The organism is Micromonospora sp. C28ISP2-4 (assembly GCF_030519385.1).
Taxonomy (GTDB): domain Bacteria; phylum Actinomycetota; class Actinomycetes; order Mycobacteriales; family Micromonosporaceae; genus Micromonospora; species Micromonospora tulbaghiae.
The window spans coordinates 1,008,884-1,030,822 of record NZ_JAUMKG010000001.1 but is presented as its reverse complement, the minus strand read 5'-3'; the positions used below and the strand labels follow the sequence as shown (position 1 = coordinate 1,030,822).

Genomic DNA, 21,939 nt, shown 5'->3' with positions numbered 1-21,939 from the left:
GGCGGGTGAGCGTCCCCGCCCGCATCGACCTGCACACCCACTCCACCGCCAGCGACGGCACCCTGACCCCCGCCGAACTGGTCCGGGCCGCCGCCGACGCCGGGCTCGACGTGGTGGCACTCACCGACCACGACACCACGGCGGGCTGGGCGCCCGCCGTCGCCGCCCTGCCGCCCGGCCTCACCCTGATCCGCGGCGCGGAGATCTCCTGCCGCTGGTTCGGCGCCGAACCGGCGATCCCGCTGCACCTCCTCGCCTACCTGTTCGACCCGGCCGAGCCGCACCTGGCCGCGGAGCTGGCCCGGGTCCGGCAGGCCCGCGAGGTTCGCGGCGAGCGCATCGTCCGGCTGCTCCAGGCCGACGGCGTCCCGGTGAGCTGGACGGAGATCCTGGCCGGCGCGGGCGGCGGAACCGTCGGCCGCCCGCACATAGCGCAGGCGCTGATCCGGGCCGGTCTGGTCGCCACCACCACCGAGGCGTTCGGTCCGGACTGGCTCGGCGAGCGCTACCGGCTGCCGAAGGACGACATCGAGGTGTTCCAGGCGGTAGCGCTGGTGCGGGCGGCCGGCGGCGTGCCCGTCTTCGCCCACCCGAAGGCCAGCCGGCGCGGCCGGATCGTGCCGGACGAGCTGATCGCGGACCTGGCGGCGGCCGGCCTGGCCGGGCTGGAGGCCGACCACGAGGACCACGACCCGGCCGAGCGGGAGCACGTCCGCGGGCTCGCCGCCGACCTGGGACTGCTGGTCACCGGCTCGTCCGACTTCCACGGCACCCACAAGACCGTCCGGCTCGGCGCGCACACCACCGGACCCGAGGCGTACGAGCGGATCGTCGCGCTGGCCCGCGGGGTGACCCCTGTCGCTTCGAGCTGAAGCGATCCGACGGCACGGCTACCGTGTCCGCGTGGATCTCAAGCTCTTCGGCGAGGTCTTCGTGACCCTGCTGGTGATCGTCGACCCGCCCGGAATGATGCCCATCTTCCTCGCGCTGACCGGGCCGCTGCCCGCGCGCGACCGGAACCGGGCCGCCTGGCAGGCCGTGGCGCTGGCGCTCGGGGTCATCGTGATCTTCGCGGTGGCGGGGCAGACGATCCTGGCGTACCTGCACGTCGACCTGCCCGCGCTCCAGGCGGCGGGCGGCCTACTGCTGATCCTGGTCGCGCTGGAGCTGCTGACCGGCAAGTCGGACGACCCGAGCCAGCAGGTCACCTCCAACATCGCGTTGGTGCCGCTCGGCACCCCGCTGCTGGCCGGGCCGGGCGCCATCGTGGCGACCATGCTGTTCGTGCAGCAGGCCGGCGGCCCGGTCGACTACCTCGCCATCGGGCTCGCCATCATCGCGGTGATGGTCACCGTCTGGGTGGTGCTGCGGTTCTCCGGCGGGATCGTCAAGGTGCTGCGGCCCGGCGGCATCGAGGTGCTGACCCGGATCGCCGGCCTGCTGCTGGCCGCCATCGCCGTGCAGCTCATCGCCGACGCGATCGCCGCGTTCGTGACCCAGTACCTCAACAACGCCTGAGCGGGTTCGCCCGCTGTCGTACCGGGATGGCAGGATTCTCGGGGTGCGACGACCGTCAGCAGCCGGCCCCACCGGCTCCCGGGCTCCCCGACCCCGCACCGAGCAGTCCGAGCAGCTCGGCTTCGAGGGCATGCCGGAACGCCTGTTCGTCTGCACCCCCAGCAAGCTCGGCGCGTACGCGGACTGTCCCCGCCGCTACCGCTACGCCTACGTGGACCGGCCCGCGCCGCCGAAGGGCCCGCCGTGGGCGCACAACTCGCTGGGCGCGAGCGTCCACACCGCGCTGAAGAACTGGTACGCGCTGGCCGCCGACCGCCGCCGTCCCGAGGTGCTCGGCACGCTGCTCAAGGGCACCTGGGTCCGCGAGGGCTACCGCGACGACGAGCAGGAACGCGACGCCTTCCGGCGGGCACTGACCTGGCTGGAGAGCTACGTGGCGGGCCTCGACCCGGCCGACGAGCCGGTCGGTGTGGAACGGGTCGTCGCGGTGAAGACCGCTGTGCTCGCGTTCAACGGCCGCACCGACCGGATCGACTCGCGTCCCGGCCCGGACGGGCGGACCGAGCTGGTCATCGTCGACTACAAGACCGGCCGCACCGGGCTCGACGCCGACGACGCGCGCGGCTCCCAGGCGCTCGCGCTCTACGCGTACGCGGCCGAGCGGGTGTTCCGCAAGCCGTGCCGCCGGGTCGAGCTGCACCACCTGCCCACCGGCACCGTCGCCGCCCACGAGCACACGCCGGAGTCCCTGCACCGGCAGCTCACCCGCGCGGAGGACACCGCCCGCGACATCATGGCCGCCGAGCGCGCGGTGGCCGACGGCGCCGACCCCGACGCGGCGTTCCCCACCGAGCCGGGTCCGCGGTGCGGCTGGTGCGACTACCGGCGCACCTGCCCGACCGGCGCGCAGACCCCGGGCAAGGAGCCCTGGTCCGCGGTCGAGCGGTTCGCCGACCCGGAGTGAGTGCGCGGCGCCGTCAGGCCGCGGCCAGGCGGGCGGCGCGTTCCTTCGCGGCCTGCTGCAACGGGCCCTCCCGGTAGCGCCGGGGCACCGCCGCCAGCGCCAGTCGCAGCGCCCGCGCGCTCAGGTCCGCCGACAGGGCGGTGGTGGGCAGGCCCAGCCCGCCGTAGAGCCGCAACGCCCACGGCGGCAGCATCCCCAGCGCGGTGGCGGCGATCCCGAAGTACGCCCAGCGCGGCGGCCCCAGGTTCAGGCCGACCCGCGCCGGCAGGCTGACCTTCCACGGAATCGGCGGCGCGGTCAGGAACAACGCGGTCTCGGCCGCCTCCCGGGTCATCCGCAACTGCGGGCGTACGTCCCGGTAGTAGTCGGCCACCTCGGCGGCGGTCCCCGGTACGTCGTCCGGGTCCAGCCCGACCAGTGCCGCCGACCGGCGCTGCTCGGTGTAGTAGCCGTCCACCTCGTCGTCGGTGAGCGCCAGACCGGCCCGCCGGGCGGTGCTCACGAACGACTCCACCTCGGTGACGTGCACCCAGCGCAGCAGCTCCGGATCGTCGACGCGGAACTCCTCACCGGTGAACGGGTCGGTAGCGCGCATCCGGGCGTGCCGCGTACGCAGCCGTCGCCCGGCCGCCTCCGCCTCGGCCGTCGTGCCGTAGATCGTCGTCGCCACGTAGGTCGCCGTGCGGACCAGCCGCCCCCAGGCGTCGGTGCGGTAGTTGCTGTTCTGCGCGACGCCGGCCATCGCGCGCGGGTGCAGCGCCTGGAGGTAGAGCGAGCGCAGGCCGGCGACGATCAGGATCGGTTCCTCGTGCACCTTCCACGTGACCGATCCCGGACCGAAGAGGCCGAGATCCTCGGTGTCCACCGATCAAGAGTGCCACGCGCCGTCGCCGGGCGTCCCCGGTGCGGGACGTCAGTCGTCGGCGGAGCGGCGGGACTGGCAGGACGGGCAGAGGCCCCAGAAGGTCACTTCCGCCTCGTCCAGCTCGAAGCCGTGCGCCACGTTCGGGTCCAGGCAGGGGGCGCTGCCGACCGCGCAGTCCACGTCGGCGATCTCACCGCAGCCCCGGCACACCACGTGGTGGTGGTTGTCGCCGACCCGGGCCTCGTACCGCGCGGGACTGCCGGCCGGCTCGATCCGGCGGGACAGCCCGGCCCGGGACAGGGCGCCGAGCACGTCGTAGACGGCCTGGGTGGAGACCGAGTCGATCCGCTGGCGGACCCGCCGGGTGATCTCGTCGACCTCCAGGTGACCGCCGGCGGAGAGCACGTCCAGCACGGCGAGACGCGGCCGGGTGACCCGTAGGCCCCTCGACCGGAGCAGCTCCTCACCTGTGGACATGGATCCATGACAGCACGGGGCAGGCGGGTCGACAAGCGAGCGTTGTTCACCCGTGGCCGGGGCCACAGGTGAACCGGCGTCGCCGCGCTCGCGTGTATCGAGGCAGACGGCGCCACGCCGTACGCTGAGCGCGCCAAACCACCCACTCGCCGGAGGTGTCGGTGTTCAGGGAAATCAACGGTCTGCCGGTCCATGTGCTCGTCATCCACGCGGCGGTGGTGCTGGTGCCGCTGCTGGCACTGCTCGCCGTCGGGTACGGGGTGCTGCCCCGCTGGCGGCACCGCCTCGACTGGGCGGTCGCGGCGCTCGCCGTGGTCACCCCGATCGTCGCCTGGGTGGCGACCGAGTCCGGCGAGGAACTGGAGGAGGCCCTGCGCGCGAAGGGCTACCCGCCGGACCGGCTCCAGCAGATCAGCGAGCACGCCGAGTACGGCGACACGCTGTTCTGGTTCGCGCTCGGGCTCGGCGTCGCGGCCCTGCTGCTCGTGCTGTCGACGAGCCGTCTCGTCGCGGGCCGGAACCTGCCCCGCTGGCTTCCCGTGGTGCTCACCGTCGTGGTGGCGGTGCTCGCTGTCTTCGCGCTCGTGTACGTCTACTGGACCGGGGACAGCGGCGCCAAGATGGTCTGGGACGGCGTCGTCTGACTCAGAACAGCACCCGCGAGCACAGCAGGCAGGTGAGCAGCACCAGCACCACGGCGACGGCTGCCCCGATGCCGTAGGTGAGCCGCTGGGCGCGCTGCTCCGCCTGGTCCATCGCGGCCATGTCCTGCGGCGGGAGCCGGCGGGGCGGTGGCGGCTGCACGTGTACCGGTGGGCGCCATCCGGGCGGTGGAGGCGTGCTCGGCGGCGGTCCCGCGTACCCGGAGGGAGGCGGGCCACCGGGCGTGCCCGGCCACGCGCCGCCGGCCACCGTCCAGCCGCCCGCCGCCTCCGGCCGGGCCCACGGGCTCTCGGTGGCCGCCTCACGTGACCACGGGCTGGCGTCCCCGGCGGCCTCCGGCGTGTCCGGTCCTCCGGCGGTGCCGGGGGCTGCCCCGGCGGTGTCGATCCCGGCCGCGGCCGGGTCTGCTGCGGGGGTGCTCGGCTCGGGCTGCCCGGCGGTCCCGGCCGGTTCGTCGATGCGGTCCGGGTCGTCAGGCCCGTCCCCGGCTGTGGCCGGTTGCTCCGGGCGTCGCCAGGTCTCGTCGTCGGGGCTGCCACCGCTCGGCGTCGTCACGCCGTCCGACGCTACCAACGCACCGGCCGGTCGGCCGCCCGACGCGTCGATCACCGCCACCCCGGCCCGCACGCCCGGTGGGTGGCGTTCCGGCGGCTTCCGGACCGGTAGCGCCGGGCTCGGGCCGGTCCGGCCGGTCCCGCGGATCGAGCCGGCGGGCCGTTCGGCGGTATCGTTGCTGCTCGTGACCGACCCCGCCATCCGGGCACCGCGCGACGACGACCGCGTGGTCGACCTCAGCGACGACTTCGTGGTGCTGCCCGAACAGACCAGCGACGACACCGACCGCGGCTGGGGTGAGCGCCCCGGCGGCAACGACGACTGGCTGCTCGCCGAGCGGCCCCCGCACTGGGGCTGATCGGCGCGGCCCCGCGCCGATCCCGCCGCGCCGGGGCTGAGCCGGGCTCACGTCAGCCGCGTACCACCACGGCGAAGCGACTGCCCTCCGGCAACCCGACCGCCCGCCGGGCCTGCTCCGGCGGCAGCGCCAGGTAGAGCGCCGAGGAACCGTCGACAGCGCCGGTGGCGCCGACCACGTCGAGCACCAGCGCGCGCGGAGCCAGCAGCGTCGGGTCGGGCGAACCGCCGGCCGGCACGACGAGCAGGTCGACCCGGGCACCCGGGCGCAGCACCGCGAGGGCGGCCGGCTCGGCCAGCCGGATCGGCACGCCCACCGCACCGGCCGGCAGGGCGCGGATGCCGCCGGACGGCGACGTGGTCGCCGGGGCGGACGGCAACGCGCGAGGTGGTGGGCAGGACGGCGGCGTCTGGAGCACCGCCGCGGCCAGGCCCAGCAGCACCGCGACGAGCGTCACCCGCAGCAGCGTCCGGCGCCGGGGCAGCCCGCGCCAGCGGACCGGCCGCAACGTCGCCTCGCCATCCGTCATCGCTGCCTCCCGCCGCCGGCCGAGCATCCGACCCGCAGGCTAGGACCGGGTTCGCGGCTCCCGCCGCCCCACCGCTCGTCCCTGTGGATAACCCGCCGGCTTGTGGAAACCGCTCCCCGGGAGGCCCGTCGTCACCAGCGCGGAGGTCCGGTGCGGCCGGGACGCCAGCTCGGGGAGGTTGCTGCTTCGGGACCGGCTGATTCAGCAACCTCGCCGAGCCGGCGAGCATCCACCGCGAACGGAACGTGGCCGCCCCCGAACGGGGACGGCCACGTGACGCGCGAGAAGCGCGAGGCTGAATCAGGACGAGCTGGACGCCGCCGGTGCCTTGCTCGCCGTCGATCCCGACCCGGAACCGGACGAGGAGGACGATCCGGACGAGGAGGACGACGAGGACGAGGAGTCCGACGACGACGCGGACGACTCGGTCTTGGCCGGCTTGCTCGTGGTCGAGGCGGCGTTGTCCGAGCCGGACGAGCGGGAGTCCGTGCGGTAGAAGCCGGAGCCCTTGAACACGATGCCCACCGAGTTGAAGAGCTTTCGCAGCCGCCCCTCACACGCCGGGCACTCGGTCAGCGGGTCGTCCGAGAAGGACTGCACCGCCTCGAGCTGGTGGCCGCACGCGGTGCAGGCGTACTGGTACGTGGGCACGTTCTCCTCCGGATCTTCGGCACGGCCGGTTGGCACTCCTGGTCTTCGAGTGCCAATGGTGCGTCATGACCCCCGGGTTCGTCCAGCGGAAGCGCCCGGGCCCACACCCGGGACCGCCACCAGCCCGTCCGCCGGAGTGATCACGCAGTGCACCGGGCGGTCGTGCGGCAGGGCGGGCACCGCCTCGACCAGCTCGCCGTCGTGCAGCAGCGCCACTGTCGGTACCGTGGCGGGCACCCGGGCCAGCGCGCGGTCGTACGAGCCGCCGCCCCGGCCCAGCCGCACGCCCCGGCGGTCCACCGCGACCGCCGGCACCACGACCAGGGCGGCTCCGGCCACCGCGGCACGCCCCCGGGGCGGCGCTGTCGGCTCGCGCAGACCCCGGCCGGCGGCACGCAACGACTCCGGGCCGGTGTACGGGGCCCAGTCCAGGTCCAAGTCGTCCCGGAGCACCGGCAGCAGCAGTTCGGCGTCGGGCGGCAGCGCGGCGCGCAGCACGTCCGGCAGGTCGTCCCCACCGGGCTCGGAGGCGACCGGCATGTACGCGCTCATCCTGGCCGGCCGCAGCCGGCGTACCAACGTCACCAGCTCGGCCTGGACGGCGGCCGCAGCCACCGCGCGGTCGGCCGCGGACAGCGACCGGCGCGCGGCGAGTAGCGCGATGCGCATCTCCCGCTTCGCATCGTGCGCTTCATCCGAAAATTCCGGCACGCAACACTCCTGACGCAACGCTTGCCTAATGGTCGCTCTGTGTCAGCATCGCACCAAGGGAGCGGAACTTCCGGGGGGAAGATTGACGCTACGCGGGCGGTTGACGGCGGCTTTCCTCGCGGTGGTGCTCGGCCCCGTCCTGCTCGGTGCGTTCTTCGTCGGGGCCACCCTCAGCGCCGTCGACCACAGCCGCGCCACCGAGCGGCTGGGCCTGGCCGCAGCCGGTGTCCGTACCTCGATCGACGCGCTCTGCCAGCAACTACGCGCGGCGGCCGACGCGGTCGCGCTGGTCGGCGACCCGGCCGCCCGGTCGCGCGCGGCCGAGCAGGTGGTCACCCGGGGCCTGGCCGCCGCCGTGCGGATCGCCGACGCCGCCGGCCGCACCACCTACGCCACTGCGGGCGGGCCGGCCGGGCGCTGGCAGGACTGCGCCGGCGCGTCCGCCACCCCCGCCGGGGCGCTGTCCGCCCGGGTCGGGCTCCGCGACCCGGCCGGCACCGACCTGGGCGCGGTCGCCGCCGCCCAGCCCGTCGACAGGGCCTTCGTGGCGCGACTCGCCGCCGTGACGGGCGTCGGGGTCACCCTCCTCGACGACCCCGGCGGCATCACCCACACGACCGAGGACCAGGGGGTACGCGCAGCGGTGCTGGCCGCCGCCGGCAAGGCGGGCGGGAACCGGGTGACCGGCACCGGCGACGGCCGGTACGTGCGGCGCGTCGGTCCGTCTCCCGGTCAGCCGCTGCCGCTGGTGCTGTCGGTGCCGGGGGAACGCGCGCCCGGCCTGTACGGAGCGTTGATCGCCGCCGTCGCGCTCGCCGCCCTGCTGGCGGTGCTCGCGGCCTGGCGGCTGGCCCGGGTGACCACCCGGCCGCTCGGTGAACTGGCCGGCGCGGTGGACCGGGTGGCGCGCGGCGACCTGAGCGCCCGGGTGCCGGTACGCAGCCGCGACGAGATCGGGCGGCTGGCCAGCGCGTTCAACCGGATGACCCGGGAGACCGGCAGCTACGTGACGGCGCTGACCAGCAGCCGCGACCAGCTTCGCAACCACCTCGCGGTGCTCGGCGACACGCTCGCCAGCACGCACGACCTGCAACGCATCCTGCGGGTGATCCTGGACAGCGCGATCGCCGCCACCGGCGCCCGGGCCGGCGCGGTGCTGCTGGTCGACGGCGACGGCGTCCTCGTCGGCCGGTGCGTGGAGGGGCTGACCGGCCGCCGGCCGACGGGCGACCCGGCCGACCCGGCGACGCTGCGGGTGCCGGTCGGCGCCGGGGTGCTCGGCGCGGTGGCCGCCACCGGCGAACCGCTGCGCGGACGGTGGACGCCACCGGACACGCCGACCGGGGAGCCGTCCTGCGAGACGTACGTGGCGGTGCCGTTCGCCACCCCCGGTGCCGCCGAGCCGCGCGGCCCGGACCGGCCCGGCCACCCGCCCGCCGACGGCGACCCGCCCGGCTCGGCCTGCGCGGCGCTCGGCGTGCTCGTGCTCTACGACCGGCTCGGCGGGCACGAGTTCCACGACGACGACGTGGTCACGCTGCGGACGTTCGCCGGGCACGCGGCGGTCGCCGTGGAGAACGTCCGGGTGCACGAGGAGGCGCAGCGGCTCTCCCTGACCGACCCCCTGACCGGGCTGTGGAACTACCGCTACCTGCGCGAGTCGATCCGCCGCGAGGTGGAACGGGCGAACCGGTTCGGCCGGATGCTCAGCGTCCTCGCGCTCGACCTGGACCGGTTCAAGAACGTCAACGACACCTGGGGGCACGCCGCCGGGGACGCCGTGCTGGTCGAGTTCGCGCGCCGGGTACGCGGCGTGATCCGCGAGGTGGACCTGGCGTTCCGGCAGGGCGGCGAGGAGTTCGTGGTGCTGCTGCCGGAGACCGACGCCCGGGGCGCCACGATCGTCGCCGAGCGGCTCGGCGCGGTGGTACGCGACCAGCCGGTGGTGGTCGAGGGGAGCGGCGACGAGCCGGTCCGGGTGCCGGTGAGCGTCTCCATCGGCATCGCCGTCTACCCGGATCACGCCGCCGACGGCCAGCAGGTGCTCGACGCCGCCGACGACGCGTTGTACGCGGCGAAGGCCGCCGGACGCGACGGCTACCGGCTCGCCCCGGCGCCCGATCCGGTGCCCACCCAGGAGATCCCGGTGGTGGCCGCCGGTGTCAGCCCGCCGGACGGGCTGCCCCGGGCCGGCGCGGCGGACCCGGCGGGCACCGTCCAGGGCGGCGCGTCTTCCGGTCCTCACCCGCCGCGGCAGAGCCGTGGCCGATAGTCTCGCGACATGTCGGAGCACTCAGCGAACCCCTCAGCGGCCCCCGGTCGCTCCCGTGCGGTCAAGGCCGTGATCCCGGCCGCCGGCCTGGCCACCCGGTTCCTGCCGGCCACCAAGGCGGTTCCCAAGGAACTGCTGCCGGTCGTCGACCGGCCGGTGCTGCAGTACATCGTCGAGGAGGCCGCGCAGGCCGGCATCGACGACATCCTGCTGATCACCGGTCGCGGCAAGACCTCGATGGTGGACCACTTCGACCGCCGGCCGGACCTGGAGGAACGGCTCGCCAAGAAGCCGGAGCTGCTGGCCGAGGTCAAGCGCACCGAGGAGCTGGCCGCGATCTACACGGTCCGCCAGCCGGAACAGCTCGGCCTCGGCCATGCCGTCGGGTACGCCGAATCGCACGTCGGCGACGCGCCCTTCGCGGTGCTGCTCGGCGACGAGTTCGTCAAGCCGTCCGAGCCGCTGCTGCCGGCCATGCTGGAACTCCAGGCCCGCACCGGCGGCGTGGTGCTCGCGTTCTTCGAGGTCGACCCGGCCGAGACCAGCCGCTACGGCATCGCGTCGGTCGAGCCCGCCGAGTCGGAATACGCCGACATCGCCGAGGTCGTCAAGGTCACCGGCATGGTGGAGAAGCCCAGCCCCGAGGACGCCCCCAGCAACCTCGCCGTCCTCGGCCGGTACGTGCTTCCCGGGAAGATCTTCGACGCGATCCGGCGTACCGAGCCGGGCAGCGGCGGCGAGATCCAGCTGACCGACGCGATGGAGCTGCTGCGTACCGAGGGGGTGCCCGTGCACGCCATCGTCTACCGGGGCACCCGCTACGACACCGGCATGCCGCTGGGCTACCTCCAGACCGTGGTGCAGATCGCCGCCGAGCGGGAGGACCTGGGCGCCGAGTTCCGCAAGTGGCTGGCCGAGTTCGTCAACAACGGCGACGAGACGGTCACCGCCGCGGTCCTCAACGGCATCCGCGACGCGTCCGGCGGTGCCGATACATGACCGCGACGGCCGACGCCGAGGCGGCCGCGAACGAGTTGACGCCGCTCGCCGACTACCTGGGCAGTGTGCTGCGCAGGTTACGCGCGCTGCCTCCACTCGACCTCGACCTGACCCAGGCGTACGGCAACGTGCTCGCCGAGGACGTGGTCGCCCCGCACTCGTACCCCGCCTTCGACCAGGCGGCGGTGGACGGGTACGCCGCGCGCTGGGAGGACATCTCCGGTGGGAGTCGGGGGCCGGGCTACGTCCCGGCCCCCTCCGGTATGCCCGGCGGCCGCAGTATCCGCCTCAACGTGGTGGGTGACCTGGGCGCGGCGAGCTGGCGGCCGGTGCGGCTCACCCCCGGCGCCTGCTTCTCGGTGGCGGCGGGCGCGCCGCTGCCGATCGGCGCGGACGTGGTCGTCCCGGTGGAGTGGACCGACCAGGGCATGGCCGCCGTCGAGATCTTCCGCGCCCCCAAACGGGGGTACGGCCTGCGCCGCGCGGGGGAGGAACTCGTCGCGGGCACGCTGCTCGCCCGCGCCGGCGCGTACGTCTCACCGGCCCTGGTCGCGGTGTTCGCCGCCACCGGCATCGGGCACGTAGTGGTGCGGCCCAGCCCGCGCGTGGTCATCGTGGCCACCGGCGACGAGCTGGTGGACGTGGGCCGGGGCAGCCAGCCCGGTCAGGTGGTGGACACCAACTCGCACGCGCTGACCGCGGCGGCGGCCGAGGCGGGCGCGCTCGCGTACCGGGTGGGGATCTGCGACGACGACCCGGAGGCGCTGCGCGGCCTGCTGGAGGACCAGACCCTGCGCGCCGACCTGATCATCACCACCGGCGGCACCGGCACCGGCCCGGGTGACATGGTCCGCCGCATCCTGTCCCGCCGCGACGGCGGCCGGGCCGGGCCGGTCACCTTCACAGAGGTGGCCCTCTATCCCGGAACGGCCCTCGGGTTCGGTACGGTCGGCGCCGAGGAGGTGCCGGTGGTGTGTCTTCCCGGTGAGCCCGGCGCGGCGCTGATCGGCTTCGAGGTGCTGGCCCGCCCGGCCATCCAGCTGCTGGCCGGGGCCGAGCCGGTGTTCCGGCCGAGCGTCCGCGCGCACCTGCTGGAGACGGTCTCGTCCCCGGTGGGGCTGCGCGAGTTCCGGCCCGCGCACGTGGCCGAGCGGCGCGGTGGCGGGTACACGGTGCAGCCGCTGGCCGGTGGCCCGTACACGCTCTCCGGCCTGGCCGAGGCCAACGGCCTGCTGGTGCTCGGCGAGCGGGTCACCACCGCCGCTGCGGGGTCTACCGTGGACGTGTTGTTGCTGGACCGGCGCCGGTGAGCGCGAGGAGTGAGCTTGCGAGCCCCGCAGTCGCGAGCGAAAGGCTGACTCCGTGAGGTTCCGGCGGGCGCCGGGGTGGCCGGCGGTGCTGGTGGACGGTCCGGTGGTGCTGCGGCCGTACCGGCGTTCGGACGCCGTCGCCTGGTCGGAGATCCGGCGCGCCAACCGGGATTGGCTGGCGCCGTGGGAGTCCCATGTGCCCGGCGGCTGGTACGAGACGAACTCGCCCGCCGCGTTCCGCCTGGTGCACGCCGACCAGCGCAAGTCCGCGCGTACCGGTGAGGGCATGCCGTTCGCGGTCTGCCTGCGCGAGAACGGGCAGGAGCGGCTGGTCGGTCACGTCAACATCGGCAGCATCGTGCGGCGGGCGTTCTGTTCCGGGTACGTGGGCTACTGGGTGGACTCCAGGGTGGCCGGTCGCGGTGTGATCCCGACAGCTGTGGCGCTCGCCGTGGACCACGCGTTCGGGCCGGGCGGCCTGCACCGGATCGAGGTGAACATCCGGCCGGAGAACACGCCGTCCCGGCGGGTGGTGGAGAAGCTCGGCTTCCGCGAGGAGGCCTATCACGTGCGCTACATGCACATCGACGGCGCGTGGCGCGACCACATCGGATACGCGATGACCGGCGAGGAAGTAGTAGCCGAGGGCGGACTACTGGCGCGGTGGCACCGCGTACGTGACAACCGCCGCTGAGGCGGACGCCCGGCGCGGCGCACTGTGAACCGGGTCGGCGGCCCGTAACCTCAAGTAACTGCAAGCTGTGGCAAGCGCTGCCCGCCCGCACGAAGTGCGCCGTAAACGACGGTCGACGGAAGAAGTTGCGGCGGTGTGACGCTCGCCCCGAACTTTGGTGACGGGAGGGGTGAGGGTGCCCACGTCGGTGCTCCTCGCCGTCCTCGCCGCCGCCGGTCTGCTCGCCCTCGCTCCGGCGCTGGTCCGCCGGTACGACGCCACCGAGCGGCTGGTGGCGGAGCGGGCGCAGTCGACGGCGCGGGTGCTCCAGCGCCAGCGTCGGCGGCGCACCGTGCCCGGGCGGCGACCGCTGCACCCGCCGCGCTCCCTCGTCGTGACCCTCAGTGAAGACTCGGACACTGGCAGTCTCGCCCGCCCGGTCTCCGCGCCACCGCTGCGTCGTCGCTCCGGGCGGCTCCGGCCCGTCTCCGCGGTCCCGGCCCAGTCCCGCCGACGGCACCCGCCCCGGCGACGGCACACCCCGGCGATCTACCGCCGGCGTCGAGTGCTGGCCGCGCTGCTGCTGCTCAACCTGGTCGAGCTGGGCGGCGTGGTGCTCGTCGGGCCCGGGTTCTGGATCAGCGTCTCGGTCACCGGCGCACTGCTCGTGGCGTACGTCGTACACCTGCGGCAGCGCGCCCTGGCCGAGCGCCGGCGGCGGCGCGCGGACGCCCGCGAGGCGGCCTGGCTGGCCGCCCGCCAGGCCGAGGTGCGCCGCGAGCAGGCCCGGCGCGCGGCGGCCCGGCGGGAGGCGCAGCGCCGGCTGGCCGCCCAGCGCGAGGCGGTCCGGCGTACGGCGATGGGGCTGGACCGCCCGGCGGACCTGCCACCGGCGGCGAGCGGCGGCTCGGTGTCCTACCGGCGGGCCGGCGGCTTGCGCGGCCGCCCCTACCAGTCCGGCCGAGGCGCCTGAGGCTCCCGTTCCGTGCTCGCCGGGGCGCTTCCGCCCTTGTCCGCGTGATCCCACTCATGCGGTTCGCGTCGCCCGTGGGAGCGATCTTGGAAGAACTGGGCCCTCCAGGGGCGGCTTTCTTCCAAGATCTACGTGGGCGGTGGGGCGGTTCGCGTCGTGGGGGCGCGACCTGTTAGCCTTGTCGCCGGCCCACCCGGTGAAAGCTGGGTGGGACCGACGCTGGTTCGCCAGCGGAGGGGCTGTGGCGCAGACCGGTAGCGCACCTCGTTCGCATCGAGGGGGTCAGGGGTTCAAATCCCCTCAGCTCCACCCAGATCAAAGGCCGTCTCCCTTCGAGGGGGACGGCCTTTTTCGATCTTGTACAGCAGCTACAGGGACTGCTCGCGCAACCCGTCCGGCGTCAGTCGAAAAGCCGGTCCAGCGCTTCCTGTTCGAGGTCGCGCCAGCGCTGGGCGTCCTTCAGCGCCTTGGCGATCTCCTTTTCGTCGAGGTGGTGCGCACCCTCCTCGCGGATGCACGCGACGCTGAACGGCCCGCCGACCGACGGTGAGGTCCGCTCCAGCGCCTCCAGCACCCGTACCACGCCCACCACGCCGTACTCGACGGTCCGCGTGGTCATCCGGAAGTGGGACAGCAGCGCGCCGGCCTGCTGGGCCATGGGTGCGCCGGAGCCGATGGCGTGGAAGCCCACGTCCTCGTAGCGGCCGATGAGCCCGTTGGGGTTGATCTCCACGATCCACGGGCCGCCTTGGCTGTAACCGGCCGCGAGCAGGTACGCCGACACCCCGCCGCCGCTGCCCTCGCCGGGCACGTCCGGAATGTAGTTCTCGTAGTGCTTCTTGAAGACCGGCAGAACGCGCTCCTGCAACTCGTCGCCGATGTCCGGTGCTTCGAGGATGGCGGTGGCCGAGTCCTGGAGGAGGGGACGCAGGTCGTTGAGAACTCCCCGCGCGCCACTGCCGCCCCAAGCCGCGCAGTCCCCCAGCGGGTGCAGCTTCTGGGCGGGAAAGCTCAGACCGCGGTCGCTCTCGGTGATCTGGGAGTCCGCGCCGATCACCACCCCGTCGCTGCAGACAACGGCGAGTACGACAGTCATAGGGGCCTCCTGAGCAGGGGTAAGGGGTAGGGCGCGAGGTACCCGACCTGCCGCCTGCCTACACCCCGACACGTGCCAGCTCACTCACTGCCCGGACGGCCGTGTCACGAAGTGCAGTAAGGAGCGTGGGCTCGTCCGTGGAGTCGGTTCATTGTCTTCGAGGTATCGGGGCGGTACCGCACACGTACGTCGCCGACTCGAGAAGCTCTGGAGTCAGTCGGACCCCGGTGAGGTGCTCAGCAAGGGCAAACGCCGCCTCGGTGTTGACCGAGTAGTCGGCGTCGTCATCCTCGCTGAGGTCGAAACCGACCTGCCGCATCGCCTCCACCAGGCCGTCGGGGTCGCTGCCGTCCCGGTGCGCAGGGAACAGCGGCTCGAAATGCAGTCGAAGGACTCCGTCGTCGAGCCAGAAGAAGTGATCGACCGCGTTGACGTTGCGGAAGTGGGACACCAGGCGAGTGCCTCGGGAGAGCGGGACGATCACCTCGTCGAGGGTGCCGAGGTAGCCGTTGGGTTCGACGGCGAGTGCCCAGTCACCGACAGCGGTCACGCCGACGAACCCCCGCTCACCGTCGTGGTCGTCCCAGGCGTCGTACGCGGGGTCCAGCAGCTCTGTAGTGCCTCGCACACGGGACTCCTGCCGCGCGCCCAGTCTGTCCAGCAGCCCGTCCGGCGTCAGTCCCTCGACCAGCGTCAAGCAGTAGGCCTCCATCAGGCCCGGGAAGCGGTCAGTCAACCAGGCGTAGTCCGACGCGGTAGCGCTCACGTCCGAATCATCGCAGGCGCCACCGACACCCCCCGAGGACCGCGGCCCAGCGGGTTGGCCGGCGTCCGTCTCAGGTGACGGTGGCCGCGGTGAGGAAGAACGTGACCGCGTAGGTGAAGCGGCCCGCGTCGACGGCCTGGTCGAACTGGCCTTCGAACGCGCGAGCTTCGGCGGGTTCGAGTACGCCGCGCTGAGCCGCTGTGGCAGCCCAGCTGCGCAGGCCCAGAACGTTGTCGGCGGCGGCCGGGTCGCGAACCAGCAGCGTTCGGGTCTCGACGGTGACCTCGGCCAGGCCGAGCGTGGCCAGAATGCCGGCATGCTGGTGGGCCAGGGTGCCGTTGCGGAGGAGGACGTCCGCCCGGAACCGCAGCACACGTCGCGCCAGATCCTGGTCGGCGACGTCGAGCACCTGCGTGTCGTAGTCGGGGTCCGCGAGGACGATGCGGCCACCCGGCCGGACGACCCTGACGAGTTCCCCGATCGCGGCGTGGGGGTCGGCGAGGTGTTGCACGGTGCGGTCGGCCCAGGCGCCGTCGAAGGAGTCGTCGCCGAACGGCAGCCGATGGGCGTCGGCGACGGCGCACTCGGTCAAGCCACGCGCCCGCATGGCCGTAGCCATGGTCACGGCACGGTCCACTGTCACCACGCCGGCGTCGTGTTCGTCTCTGAGGCGGAGCGCGCTCGCCCCGGTGCCCGCACCGACCTCGACGTAGCGCCGGCCGGGCACCGGACGGAGCAGCTCGCGGACCCGATGCTGATACGCCTGGTAGAAGGGCTCGTCGATGAGGCGGTCGAGCACGCCGACCCACGAGGCCGGGTCTGACTGCCGGTCGACGTCGGTGAACCCGTGCACGATCCGGAGCCTAGTGCGCTGTCGCCGGCTGATCCGGCAACGGCGTGGGGTGCATCGTGAGGTGGATCAGCCCGTGCTCCTCATGCACCGTGCAGCTCAGTTCGTAGGGATCGGGGGCGCCGACGTGGAAGACGAGCGTGACTCGATCCCGTACGAATCTCTCCGTGTCGGTGGGCTCGCCGAAGACGCCGATGATGTCCTGTTGATCCAGCCCTGCCCGGAGGGGGAGTCCGAGCGCGTTGATCATTTTCTGAGCCGCCGGCTCCGGCAGGGCCGCTAGGTCGATCGCTACCGAACGCGTCACCCCGGGAGCCGACTCAAGACGAAGCCACTCGGTGAAGCCCGACGCCTCCCCGACCCAGCGACGCCCCAGGTACTCCCAGTCGCGGAGCTCCTCCAGGTCTTCCATCGCCAGGAAGTGGGCGAGGCGAAGCTCGCCGAAGGCGTCATGCGAGATCCTCAACTGGTCCACCCCGGCGCTCCGAACCGATCAAAGTTTCGTGAACAAGTGTGCCGAGGGCCGCCAAGACTCAGCGCTATCTGGCCTCGTCGAACAGGCCGGCGTAGCGGTCCAGGTACAGCGGCCAGCCCTGGTCGTTGCCGACGCCGTCACGCACCGACTCCCAGCCCGGACCGTGCCGGTCCAGGTTGCGGTGCTCCAACTCGACCCGGGTCCGCTGCGGTGTCTCGGCGACGAACCGGACCTCGACCTCGCTGGCGTTGTCCAGATCCTGTTCGAGCTGCCATGCCGGGCTGATGTCCCAGCTGAAGACGAGCCGGTCCGGCGGCTCGAAGACGAGGATTCGCGCCCAGGCGCACGCACTGCCGTCCTCGGCGCGGTCGTAGATGTGTCCGCCGACCTTCGGCTCGAACACCGTCTCCGCGATCGGCGACGACAGCAGGTTGTGCTCCTTCGGCTTGAAGTCGCCGAACCGCTCCGTGAACACCGCGAAGGCACGCTCGACCGGTGCGTCGACCACGATCTGCCGCCGCACCACCGCATCCGTTCCACTCATGATTCCTCCTCGTCAGGGTGCTCGGCGACGTCCTTGAAGCCGTCCAACGCGCGGCTCCAGTAGGTGTCGAGCTGATCTCGTAGGGCGGCCACGCCGGCGGGATTGAGCCGGTAGACACGCTTCGTACCCGCCGTGCGGTCCGTCACGAGGCCGGCGTCCTTCAGCACCCGCAGATGCTGCGACACCGCCGGCCGGCTGACCGGCAGCACCGCGGCCAGCTCGCCGACCGCCCGCGGCTGCTCCGCGAGACACGCGATGATCGCCCGCCGCGTCGGGTCGCCCAGGGCGTCCCACCCGTCCTCAGTTCGGTAAGTGCCCACGAACGGTAAGCTACGACTTACGATTGACGTTCGTCAAGCCCTGAAGAGCAGGTCACTGTTGCCACAGGACCGCCGCCGTCGAGCATGGCCGGCGGCGACGATCATCTCCCCCGACTCGCCGAAGCCGCGCTCCGCAGCTACCAGACGACCGGACCCTGAACGCCCTCGGGCGATCGGCGGCGGCTCACCGCGTCGCGCTACCGAACCACCTGAGCAGCGCATCCTCCAGTGTCTGCTGATCCTCGCCGACCCAGGCCACGTGCCCGTCCGGCCGCAACAGCACCGCCGGCACGTCCAGCTCGTCGCCGGTGCCGGCGACGAGCTCGACCCGGTCGGCCCAGCCGTCCACCGACAGCTTCCCGGTCCCGTCGAGCAACAACCCGCCGCCGGTACGCATCAGCTCGTACAGGCGTCCCTGCGGCAGTGGTACGTCGCGCAGCCGCCGCCCGAGCAGGGCGTGCCCCTCGCCGACGTCGTACCGGACGCCGATCGCGGTGACCTTCTCGATCAGGAAGCGGTTGACCTCGTCGAAGTCCATGAGTTGCGTCAGCACCTCCCGCACGGCCTGCGGGCCGGGGTCGTTGCTGGTCAGCAGCATCTGGGCGCGGGTGTTGGTCAGCACGTCGGCGGCGACCGGGCGCCGCTCGGACGCGTAGGTGTCCAGCAGCCCGTCCGGAGCCCACCCGTTGACGGCCGCCGCCAGCTTCCAGCCCAGGTTGAACGCGTCCTGGATGCCGAGGTTGAGTCCCTGCCCGCCCAGCGGCGGGTGGATGTGCGCGGCGTCGCCGGCCAGGAGCACCCGCCCGACCCGGTAGCGCTCGGCCAGCCGGGTCGCGTCGCCGAACCGGGACAGCCAGCGGGGGGAGTGCACGCCGAAGTCGGTGCCCGCGTACGCGGTCAGTTGCCGCTTGAAGTCGTCGAGCGTCGGCGGCACCGAAGTCACGTCAGCCGCCGGTACTACCACCCGGAACACACCGGGCCTGCCGGACGGGCCGAGCCCGAACCGCTTCTCGGTCCGGCGTACCTCGGTCATGATCGTGGTGATCTCGTCGGGGGAGGCGGTCACCTCCATCTCGCCCAGCAGCGTGTCGACCGTGGACGGCTCGCCGGGGAATCCGACGCCGAGCAGCTTGCGGACGGTGCTGCGCCCACCGTCGCAGCCGACCACGAACCGCGCCCGCAGCGGCGGCGCGCTCTCGTCGTCCAGGTGGACAGTCACGCCGTCGTCGTCCTGTTCCAGCCCGGTCACCGCACGGCCGCGCCGGATCTCGGCACCGACCTCGGCGGCGTGCTCGGCGAGCAGCCGGTCGGTGAGCGTCTGCGGGATGCCGAGGACGTACGGGTGTGCGGTGTCCAGGTCGGCGGGCGCGGGCTTGTCGATGCCGGCGAAGAATCCCCGGATCGGGTGCGTGCCACCGTGTTCCAGGAACCGCTCCAACAGCCCGCGCTGGTCCATCACCTCGATGCTGCGGACGTGCAGGCCGAGTGACCGCACGTACGGCGGCGGCTCGGCGTCCCGCTCCAGCACGAGCACGCCGACGCCGTGAAGGCGCAGTTCGCTCGCCAGCATCATCCCGGTCGGCCCGCCGCCGACGACGATCACGTCAAACACACATGCCCCCGTGCCTCAGGTCAGGTGATCGTCGACTTGTCCGGTACGACGCCCCCGGACAGCGACCGGATGCGCGCCACCAGCCCAGGGACGATCGGCCGTTGGTCGAACCGACCATATCCGCCGCCGTGACGGAAGGCCCGTGCCTCGAAGAACAGGCAGGCGCGCAACTCGTCGACGTCGTCGCCGAGTTCGCCGGTCCGCTCCCAGCGCTCGCGTACGGCCCGCGCGGTGGCGGCGAGCGCATCGAAGCTGCCCCGCAACTCGTAGCCGTTGTACGTGTGCGCGAAGCTGAAGAATTCGCTGCCGGCGCCGTCGTCCGGCACACGTACCTGCTCCGCCATGGTCTGCTCCGGTGGTCCGAGGGGCGAGTCGGAGGCCGAGGCTACAACCGCCGGGCAAGGTCAGGTCGCGCGGCGCCCGGCGAGCTTTGTCAGCAGTACGAGGGCGCCACCGCCGACGACGAGACCGACGACGGCGAAGGCGAGCGTTTGGAGCAGCCAGTGGGCACCACTGAGCAGCGACGTCGCCAGCCACACGCAGAGCAGGCCGGTCGGCATCGAGAGGGCCAGGGCCACCACGACGGCTGTCGTCCACTGCCCGGTCGTGGCCTCCGGGTAGGTGTTCCACCAGCGCTGCTTCGACCCCGTGCTCGGATCCATGGTGGACTTTCTACCCGGGCCGGTGCGCGGGCAATCGGGTCAGCCTCGGCGGAACGTCCGGCGGTAGGTGTCCGGGGGCACGCCCACTGTGCGTTGGAAGTGGCGGCGCAGCGTCGTCGCCGTACCCATGCCTGACGCCTCGGCGACGGCGTCGATGCTGTCGTCGGTGTTCTCCAGCAGTTCCTGCGCCCGGCGGATGCGCTGCGTGGCCAGCCACTGCGACGGCGTGGCGCCGGTCGCGGCGGTGAAGTGGCGGACCAGGTTGCGGGTGCTCATGTTCGCCTGGCGCGCGAGGCCGGCGACTGTGAGCGGGCGGTCCAGCCGCGCCATCGCCCAGGGGAGCAGCGCGGCGAGCGGGTGGTCCTCGCGGGCAGGGACCGGGGTGGTGACGTACTGGGCCTGGCCGCCCGCGCGGTGCGGCGGCACGACCAGGCGGCGGGCGACGGCGTTGGCGACTGTGGAGCCGTGGTCGCGGCGGATCAGGTGCAGGCACAGGTCGATCGCGGCGGCCTTGCCGGCGGAGGCGAGCACGTCGCCGTTGTCCACGTAGAGCACGTCCGGGTCGACCTGGACGCGCGGGTAGCGGGCGGCGAGCGCGTCGGTGTGCGCCCAGTGGGTGGTGGCGCGCAGCCCGTCGAGGATGCCGGCGGCGGCGAGCACGAACGCGCCGGTGCAGAACGAGACCATACGGGCGCCCGCCTCGTGCGCGGCGCGGACCGCGTCGACCAGATCGGGCGGCGGCTCGGCGTCGGTGTCCTCGATCGCCGGGACGATCACCGTGTCGGCGCGGGCGAGGTGGTCCAGCCCGTGGTCGGGCGTGACGGCGAAGCGGCCGACGCCGACCGGGCCGGGACCGCAGACCACCAGGTCGTACCAGGGGTCGGCCAGGCCGGTCGGGTCGCGGACGAAGATCTCGCAGGCCGCTGCCAGCTCGAAGTGCAGCATCCCGTCGGTGGCGGCGAGCGCGATCAGGGTCATGTCCGAAACTGTACGGGCGTTGGCGTTTGCGACACTGGCCCGGCCCCCGGATCCCGGCGAGGATCATTCCAGTCGATCTTCGAGGGGGAGCATCATGCAGGTGGCGGTGTTCGGGGCGTACGGGCACACCGGGCGGTTCGTGGTGGCGGAGCTGCGGGAGCGGGGTTACGAGCCGCTGCCGATCGGGCGCGACGCGGGCAAGCTGTCGGCCGCGTTCCCGGGGGCGGAGCACCGGGTGGCGTCGGTGGACGACCCGGCCTCGCTGGGTCGGGCGCTTGCCGGGGCGGCGGCGGTGGTCAACTGCGCCGGTCCGTTCGCCTCGACCGCCGGACCGCTGATCGAGGCGGCGTTGCGGGCCGGGATCCCCTACGTCGACGTGGCGGCCGAGATCGAGGCGAACCGGGACACGTTCGCCCACTACGCCGCGCGCGCCGAGGCCGCGGGTGTGGCGGTCGTGCCGGCCATGGCGTTCTTCGGCGGGCTCGGTGACCTGCTGGTCACCACCGCGATGGGGGACTGGACGGCGGCCGACGAGGCGCACGTGGCGTACGGGCTGAGCAGCTGGCACCCGACGGCCGGGACGGTCGCCTCCGGCGTCGTCTCGCGCGAGCGCCGCGACGGCCGGCGGGTCCGCTTCACCGACGGGCGTCTGGTGTACGCCGACGGCGACCTGCCCCGGCTGGACTGGGAGTTCCTGGCGCCGCTCGGTGTCCGGCCGGTGCTGGGCGAGTTCACCATGGCCGACGTGGTGACGGTGCCGAGCCACCTGGACATCCCCGAGGTGTGCACGTACATGACCGTGAACGCGGCAGGGGACCTGGCCGCGGGGGACGCCCCGGCGGCTGTGGACGAGCGCGGCCGGTCGGCGCAGACGTTCACGGTCGACGTGGTGGTGCGCGCGGGTGACGTGCGGCGGCGGGTGGTGGCCCACGGGCGGGACATCTACGCGATCAGCGCGCCGCTGGCGGTCGAGGCGGTGCACCGCCTGCTGACCGGGCGGACGCGGGCGACCGGTGTCGCCTCGGCCGGCCGGATCTTCGACGCGCCGGACTTCCTGCGCGCGTTGTCGGCGCACCTCACGGTCGAGCCGCTGCCGGCCGTCTGATGCGCCCGCCGAC

26 protein-coding genes, 1 tRNA gene and 1 pseudogene are annotated in these 21,939 nt (G+C 73.4%); 12 read left to right on the top strand and 16 right to left on the bottom strand.

Annotated elements, in window-relative coordinates; genetic code table 11:
- The first annotated feature begins 5 nt into the window (after nucleotides 1-5).
- The 3 genes from Q3W68_RS04835 (at nucleotide 6) to Q3W68_RS04825 (ending at nucleotide 2,482) form a co-directional block, all read left to right on the top strand.
- Complete coding sequence (locus Q3W68_RS04835; RefSeq protein ID WP_302904272.1) at nucleotides 6-872, top strand: PHP domain-containing protein; 867 nt, start codon at nucleotides 6-8, stop codon at nucleotides 870-872.
- A 31-nt stretch (nucleotides 873-903) separates the two neighbouring features.
- A complete protein-coding gene (locus Q3W68_RS04830; protein WP_302904271.1) occupies nucleotides 904-1,518 on the top strand; it encodes a MarC family protein in 615 nt (204 codons plus the stop codon).
- A 130-nt stretch (nucleotides 1,519-1,648) separates the two neighbouring features.
- Entirely contained in the window at nucleotides 1,649-2,482 is an 834-nt protein-coding gene (locus tag Q3W68_RS04825) for a PD-(D/E)XK nuclease family protein (protein WP_302904957.1), read from the top strand.
- Nucleotides 2,483-2,495: 13 nt separating this feature from the next.
- On the opposite strand, the gene Q3W68_RS04820 is transcribed toward Q3W68_RS04825, so the two are convergent.
- Both Q3W68_RS04820 and Q3W68_RS04815 read right to left on the bottom strand, forming a co-directional pair.
- Complete coding sequence (locus Q3W68_RS04820) at nucleotides 2,496-3,347, bottom strand: oxygenase MpaB family protein (protein ID WP_302904270.1); 852 nt, start codon at nucleotides 3,345-3,347, stop codon at nucleotides 2,496-2,498.
- Nucleotides 3,348-3,395: 48 nt separating this feature from the next.
- A complete protein-coding gene (locus Q3W68_RS04815) occupies nucleotides 3,396-3,824 on the bottom strand; it encodes a Fur family transcriptional regulator (RefSeq protein WP_120571756.1) in 429 nt (142 codons plus the stop codon).
- 161 nt (nucleotides 3,825-3,985) lie between these two features.
- Between Q3W68_RS04815 and Q3W68_RS04810 the strand changes: the two genes are divergently transcribed.
- Nucleotides 3,986-4,468 carry a DUF2231 domain-containing protein gene (locus Q3W68_RS04810; protein WP_302904269.1) on the top strand — a complete coding sequence of 161 codons (483 nt, stop codon included), beginning with the start codon at nucleotides 3,986-3,988 and terminating at the stop codon, nucleotides 4,466-4,468.
- A 1-nt stretch (nucleotide 4,469) separates the two neighbouring features.
- Here Q3W68_RS04810 and Q3W68_RS04805 read toward each other — a convergent pair.
- Nucleotides 4,470-4,697 (bottom strand): annotated as a pseudogene (locus Q3W68_RS04805) (hypothetical protein); the annotation flags it as partial.
- Nucleotides 4,698-5,220: 523 nt separating this feature from the next.
- Between Q3W68_RS04805 and Q3W68_RS04800 the strand changes: the two are divergent.
- The gene (locus Q3W68_RS04800; protein ID WP_252452417.1) at nucleotides 5,221-5,400 is read left to right on the top strand and encodes a hypothetical protein; all 180 of its coding nucleotides are present in this window, start codon (nucleotides 5,221-5,223) and stop codon (nucleotides 5,398-5,400) included.
- A 52-nt stretch (nucleotides 5,401-5,452) separates the two neighbouring features.
- Here Q3W68_RS04800 and Q3W68_RS04795 read toward each other — a convergent pair whose 3' ends face one another.
- The 3 genes from Q3W68_RS04795 to Q3W68_RS04785 all read right to left on the bottom strand — a co-directional run bounded on the left by Q3W68_RS04795 (nucleotide 5,453) and on the right by Q3W68_RS04785 (nucleotide 7,249).
- Nucleotides 5,453-5,929, bottom strand: coding sequence for a flagellar biosynthesis protein FlgA (locus Q3W68_RS04795; RefSeq protein WP_302904268.1), 477 nt, complete (start codon nucleotides 5,927-5,929; stop codon nucleotides 5,453-5,455).
- A 300-nt stretch (nucleotides 5,930-6,229) separates the two neighbouring features.
- On the bottom strand, nucleotides 6,230-6,580 hold the full coding sequence (locus tag Q3W68_RS04790; RefSeq protein WP_302904267.1) for an FmdB family zinc ribbon protein: 351 nt from the start codon (nucleotides 6,578-6,580) through the stop codon (nucleotides 6,230-6,232).
- 63 nt (nucleotides 6,581-6,643) lie between these two features.
- The gene (locus tag Q3W68_RS04785; RefSeq protein ID WP_302904266.1) at nucleotides 6,644-7,249 is read right to left on the bottom strand and encodes a 5-formyltetrahydrofolate cyclo-ligase; all 606 of its coding nucleotides are present in this window, start codon (nucleotides 7,247-7,249) and stop codon (nucleotides 6,644-6,646) included.
- Nucleotides 7,250-7,373: 124 nt separating this feature from the next.
- Here Q3W68_RS04785 and Q3W68_RS04780 point away from each other — a divergent pair, with 124 nt between their 5' ends.
- The 6 genes from Q3W68_RS04780 (at nucleotide 7,374) to Q3W68_RS04755 (ending at nucleotide 13,827) form a co-directional block, all read left to right on the top strand.
- On the top strand, nucleotides 7,374-9,563 hold the full coding sequence (locus tag Q3W68_RS04780) for a diguanylate cyclase (protein ID WP_302904265.1): 2,190 nt from the start codon (nucleotides 7,374-7,376) through the stop codon (nucleotides 9,561-9,563).
- Nucleotides 9,564-9,572: 9 nt separating this feature from the next.
- Complete coding sequence (locus tag Q3W68_RS04775) at nucleotides 9,573-10,562, top strand: UTP--glucose-1-phosphate uridylyltransferase (protein ID WP_302904264.1); 990 nt, start codon at nucleotides 9,573-9,575, stop codon at nucleotides 10,560-10,562.
- Nucleotides 10,559-11,872 (top strand): gephyrin-like molybdotransferase Glp, encoded by a 1,314-nt coding sequence (gene glp, locus Q3W68_RS04770; RefSeq protein WP_302904263.1) that lies wholly within the window; start codon nucleotides 10,559-10,561, stop codon nucleotides 11,870-11,872. Before Q3W68_RS04775 ends, glp begins: the two co-directional genes overlap by 4 nt.
- Nucleotides 11,873-11,924: 52 nt before the next feature.
- A complete protein-coding gene (locus Q3W68_RS04765) occupies nucleotides 11,925-12,566 on the top strand; it encodes a GNAT family N-acetyltransferase (protein ID WP_302904262.1) in 642 nt (213 codons plus the stop codon).
- Between the two features lie 169 nt (nucleotides 12,567-12,735).
- Nucleotides 12,736-13,518 (top strand): hypothetical protein, encoded by a 783-nt coding sequence (locus Q3W68_RS04760; protein ID WP_175438611.1) that lies wholly within the window; start codon nucleotides 12,736-12,738, stop codon nucleotides 13,516-13,518.
- Between the two features lie 235 nt (nucleotides 13,519-13,753).
- Nucleotides 13,754-13,827: transfer RNA gene (locus Q3W68_RS04755), tRNA-Ala, on the top strand.
- Nucleotides 13,828-13,918: 91 nt separating this feature from the next.
- Here the strand turns inward: Q3W68_RS04755 and Q3W68_RS04750 are convergent.
- The 10 genes from Q3W68_RS04750 to Q3W68_RS04705 all read right to left on the bottom strand — a co-directional run bounded on the left by Q3W68_RS04750 (nucleotide 13,919) and on the right by Q3W68_RS04705 (nucleotide 20,821).
- A complete protein-coding gene (locus tag Q3W68_RS04750; protein WP_302904261.1) occupies nucleotides 13,919-14,614 on the bottom strand; it encodes a proteasome protein in 696 nt (231 codons plus the stop codon).
- A 148-nt stretch (nucleotides 14,615-14,762) separates the two neighbouring features.
- The gene (locus Q3W68_RS04745; RefSeq protein WP_302904260.1) at nucleotides 14,763-15,380 is read right to left on the bottom strand and encodes a DUF6461 domain-containing protein; all 618 of its coding nucleotides are present in this window, start codon (nucleotides 15,378-15,380) and stop codon (nucleotides 14,763-14,765) included.
- Nucleotides 15,381-15,450: 70 nt separating this feature from the next.
- Complete coding sequence (locus Q3W68_RS04740; protein WP_302904259.1) at nucleotides 15,451-16,233, bottom strand: methyltransferase domain-containing protein; 783 nt, start codon at nucleotides 16,231-16,233, stop codon at nucleotides 15,451-15,453.
- A gap of 10 nt (nucleotides 16,234-16,243) precedes the next feature.
- A complete protein-coding gene (locus tag Q3W68_RS04735; RefSeq protein WP_302904258.1) occupies nucleotides 16,244-16,705 on the bottom strand; it encodes a hypothetical protein in 462 nt (153 codons plus the stop codon).
- Between the two features lie 64 nt (nucleotides 16,706-16,769).
- Entirely contained in the window at nucleotides 16,770-17,249 is a 480-nt protein-coding gene (locus tag Q3W68_RS04730; protein WP_302904257.1) for an SRPBCC family protein, read from the bottom strand.
- Complete coding sequence (locus Q3W68_RS04725; protein WP_368045728.1) at nucleotides 17,246-17,593, bottom strand: ArsR/SmtB family transcription factor; 348 nt, start codon at nucleotides 17,591-17,593, stop codon at nucleotides 17,246-17,248. The genes Q3W68_RS04730 and Q3W68_RS04725 overlap by 4 nt, the downstream gene beginning before the upstream one ends.
- Nucleotides 17,594-17,753: 160 nt before the next feature.
- Complete coding sequence (gene rox, locus Q3W68_RS04720; RefSeq protein ID WP_302904255.1) at nucleotides 17,754-19,181, bottom strand: rifampin monooxygenase; 1,428 nt, start codon at nucleotides 19,179-19,181, stop codon at nucleotides 17,754-17,756.
- 20 nt (nucleotides 19,182-19,201) lie between these two features.
- The gene (locus Q3W68_RS04715; protein WP_302904254.1) at nucleotides 19,202-19,525 is read right to left on the bottom strand and encodes a hypothetical protein; all 324 of its coding nucleotides are present in this window, start codon (nucleotides 19,523-19,525) and stop codon (nucleotides 19,202-19,204) included.
- Between the two features lie 60 nt (nucleotides 19,526-19,585).
- Entirely contained in the window at nucleotides 19,586-19,843 is a 258-nt protein-coding gene (locus Q3W68_RS04710) for a hypothetical protein (RefSeq protein WP_302904253.1), read from the bottom strand.
- Nucleotides 19,844-19,882: 39 nt separating this feature from the next.
- The gene (locus Q3W68_RS04705) at nucleotides 19,883-20,821 is read right to left on the bottom strand and encodes a helix-turn-helix domain-containing protein (RefSeq protein ID WP_302904252.1); all 939 of its coding nucleotides are present in this window, start codon (nucleotides 20,819-20,821) and stop codon (nucleotides 19,883-19,885) included.
- Between the two features lie 94 nt (nucleotides 20,822-20,915).
- Between Q3W68_RS04705 and Q3W68_RS04700 the strand changes: the two genes are divergently transcribed.
- Nucleotides 20,916-21,926, top strand: coding sequence for a saccharopine dehydrogenase NADP-binding domain-containing protein (locus Q3W68_RS04700; RefSeq protein ID WP_302904251.1), 1,011 nt, complete (start codon nucleotides 20,916-20,918; stop codon nucleotides 21,924-21,926).
- Nucleotides 21,927-21,939 lie beyond the last annotated feature (13 nt).

Bases quoted from the DNA above. Each gene is read 5' to 3' on its own strand.
- Q3W68_RS04750 (WP_302904261.1), bottom strand. From the start codon at position 14,614: ATGACTGTCGTACTCGCCGTTGTCTGCAGCGACGGGGTGGTGATCGGC.
- Q3W68_RS04795 (WP_302904268.1), bottom strand. From the start codon at position 5,929: ATGACGGATGGCGAGGCGACGTTGCGGCCGGTCCGCTGGCGCGGGCTG.
- Q3W68_RS04710 (WP_302904253.1), bottom strand. From the start codon at position 19,843: ATGGATCCGAGCACGGGGTCGAAGCAGCGCTGGTGGAACACCTACCCG.
- Q3W68_RS04700 (WP_302904251.1), top strand. From the start codon at position 20,916: ATGCAGGTGGCGGTGTTCGGGGCGTACGGGCACACCGGGCGGTTCGTG.
- Q3W68_RS04705 (WP_302904252.1), bottom strand. From the start codon at position 20,821: ATGACCCTGATCGCGCTCGCCGCCACCGACGGGATGCTGCACTTCGAG.
- Q3W68_RS04785 (WP_302904266.1), bottom strand. From the start codon at position 7,249: ATGCGCATCGCGCTACTCGCCGCGCGCCGGTCGCTGTCCGCGGCCGAC.
- Q3W68_RS04825 (WP_302904957.1), top strand. From the start codon at position 1,649: ATGCCGGAACGCCTGTTCGTCTGCACCCCCAGCAAGCTCGGCGCGTAC.
- Q3W68_RS04775 (WP_302904264.1), top strand. From the start codon at position 9,573: ATGTCGGAGCACTCAGCGAACCCCTCAGCGGCCCCCGGTCGCTCCCGT.
- Q3W68_RS04715 (WP_302904254.1), bottom strand. From the start codon at position 19,525: ATGGCGGAGCAGGTACGTGTGCCGGACGACGGCGCCGGCAGCGAATTC.
- Q3W68_RS04730 (WP_302904257.1), bottom strand. From the start codon at position 17,249: ATGAGTGGAACGGATGCGGTGGTGCGGCGGCAGATCGTGGTCGACGCA.
- Q3W68_RS04815 (WP_120571756.1), bottom strand. From the start codon at position 3,824: ATGTCCACAGGTGAGGAGCTGCTCCGGTCGAGGGGCCTACGGGTCACC.
- glp (WP_302904263.1), top strand. From the start codon at position 10,559: ATGACCGCGACGGCCGACGCCGAGGCGGCCGCGAACGAGTTGACGCCG.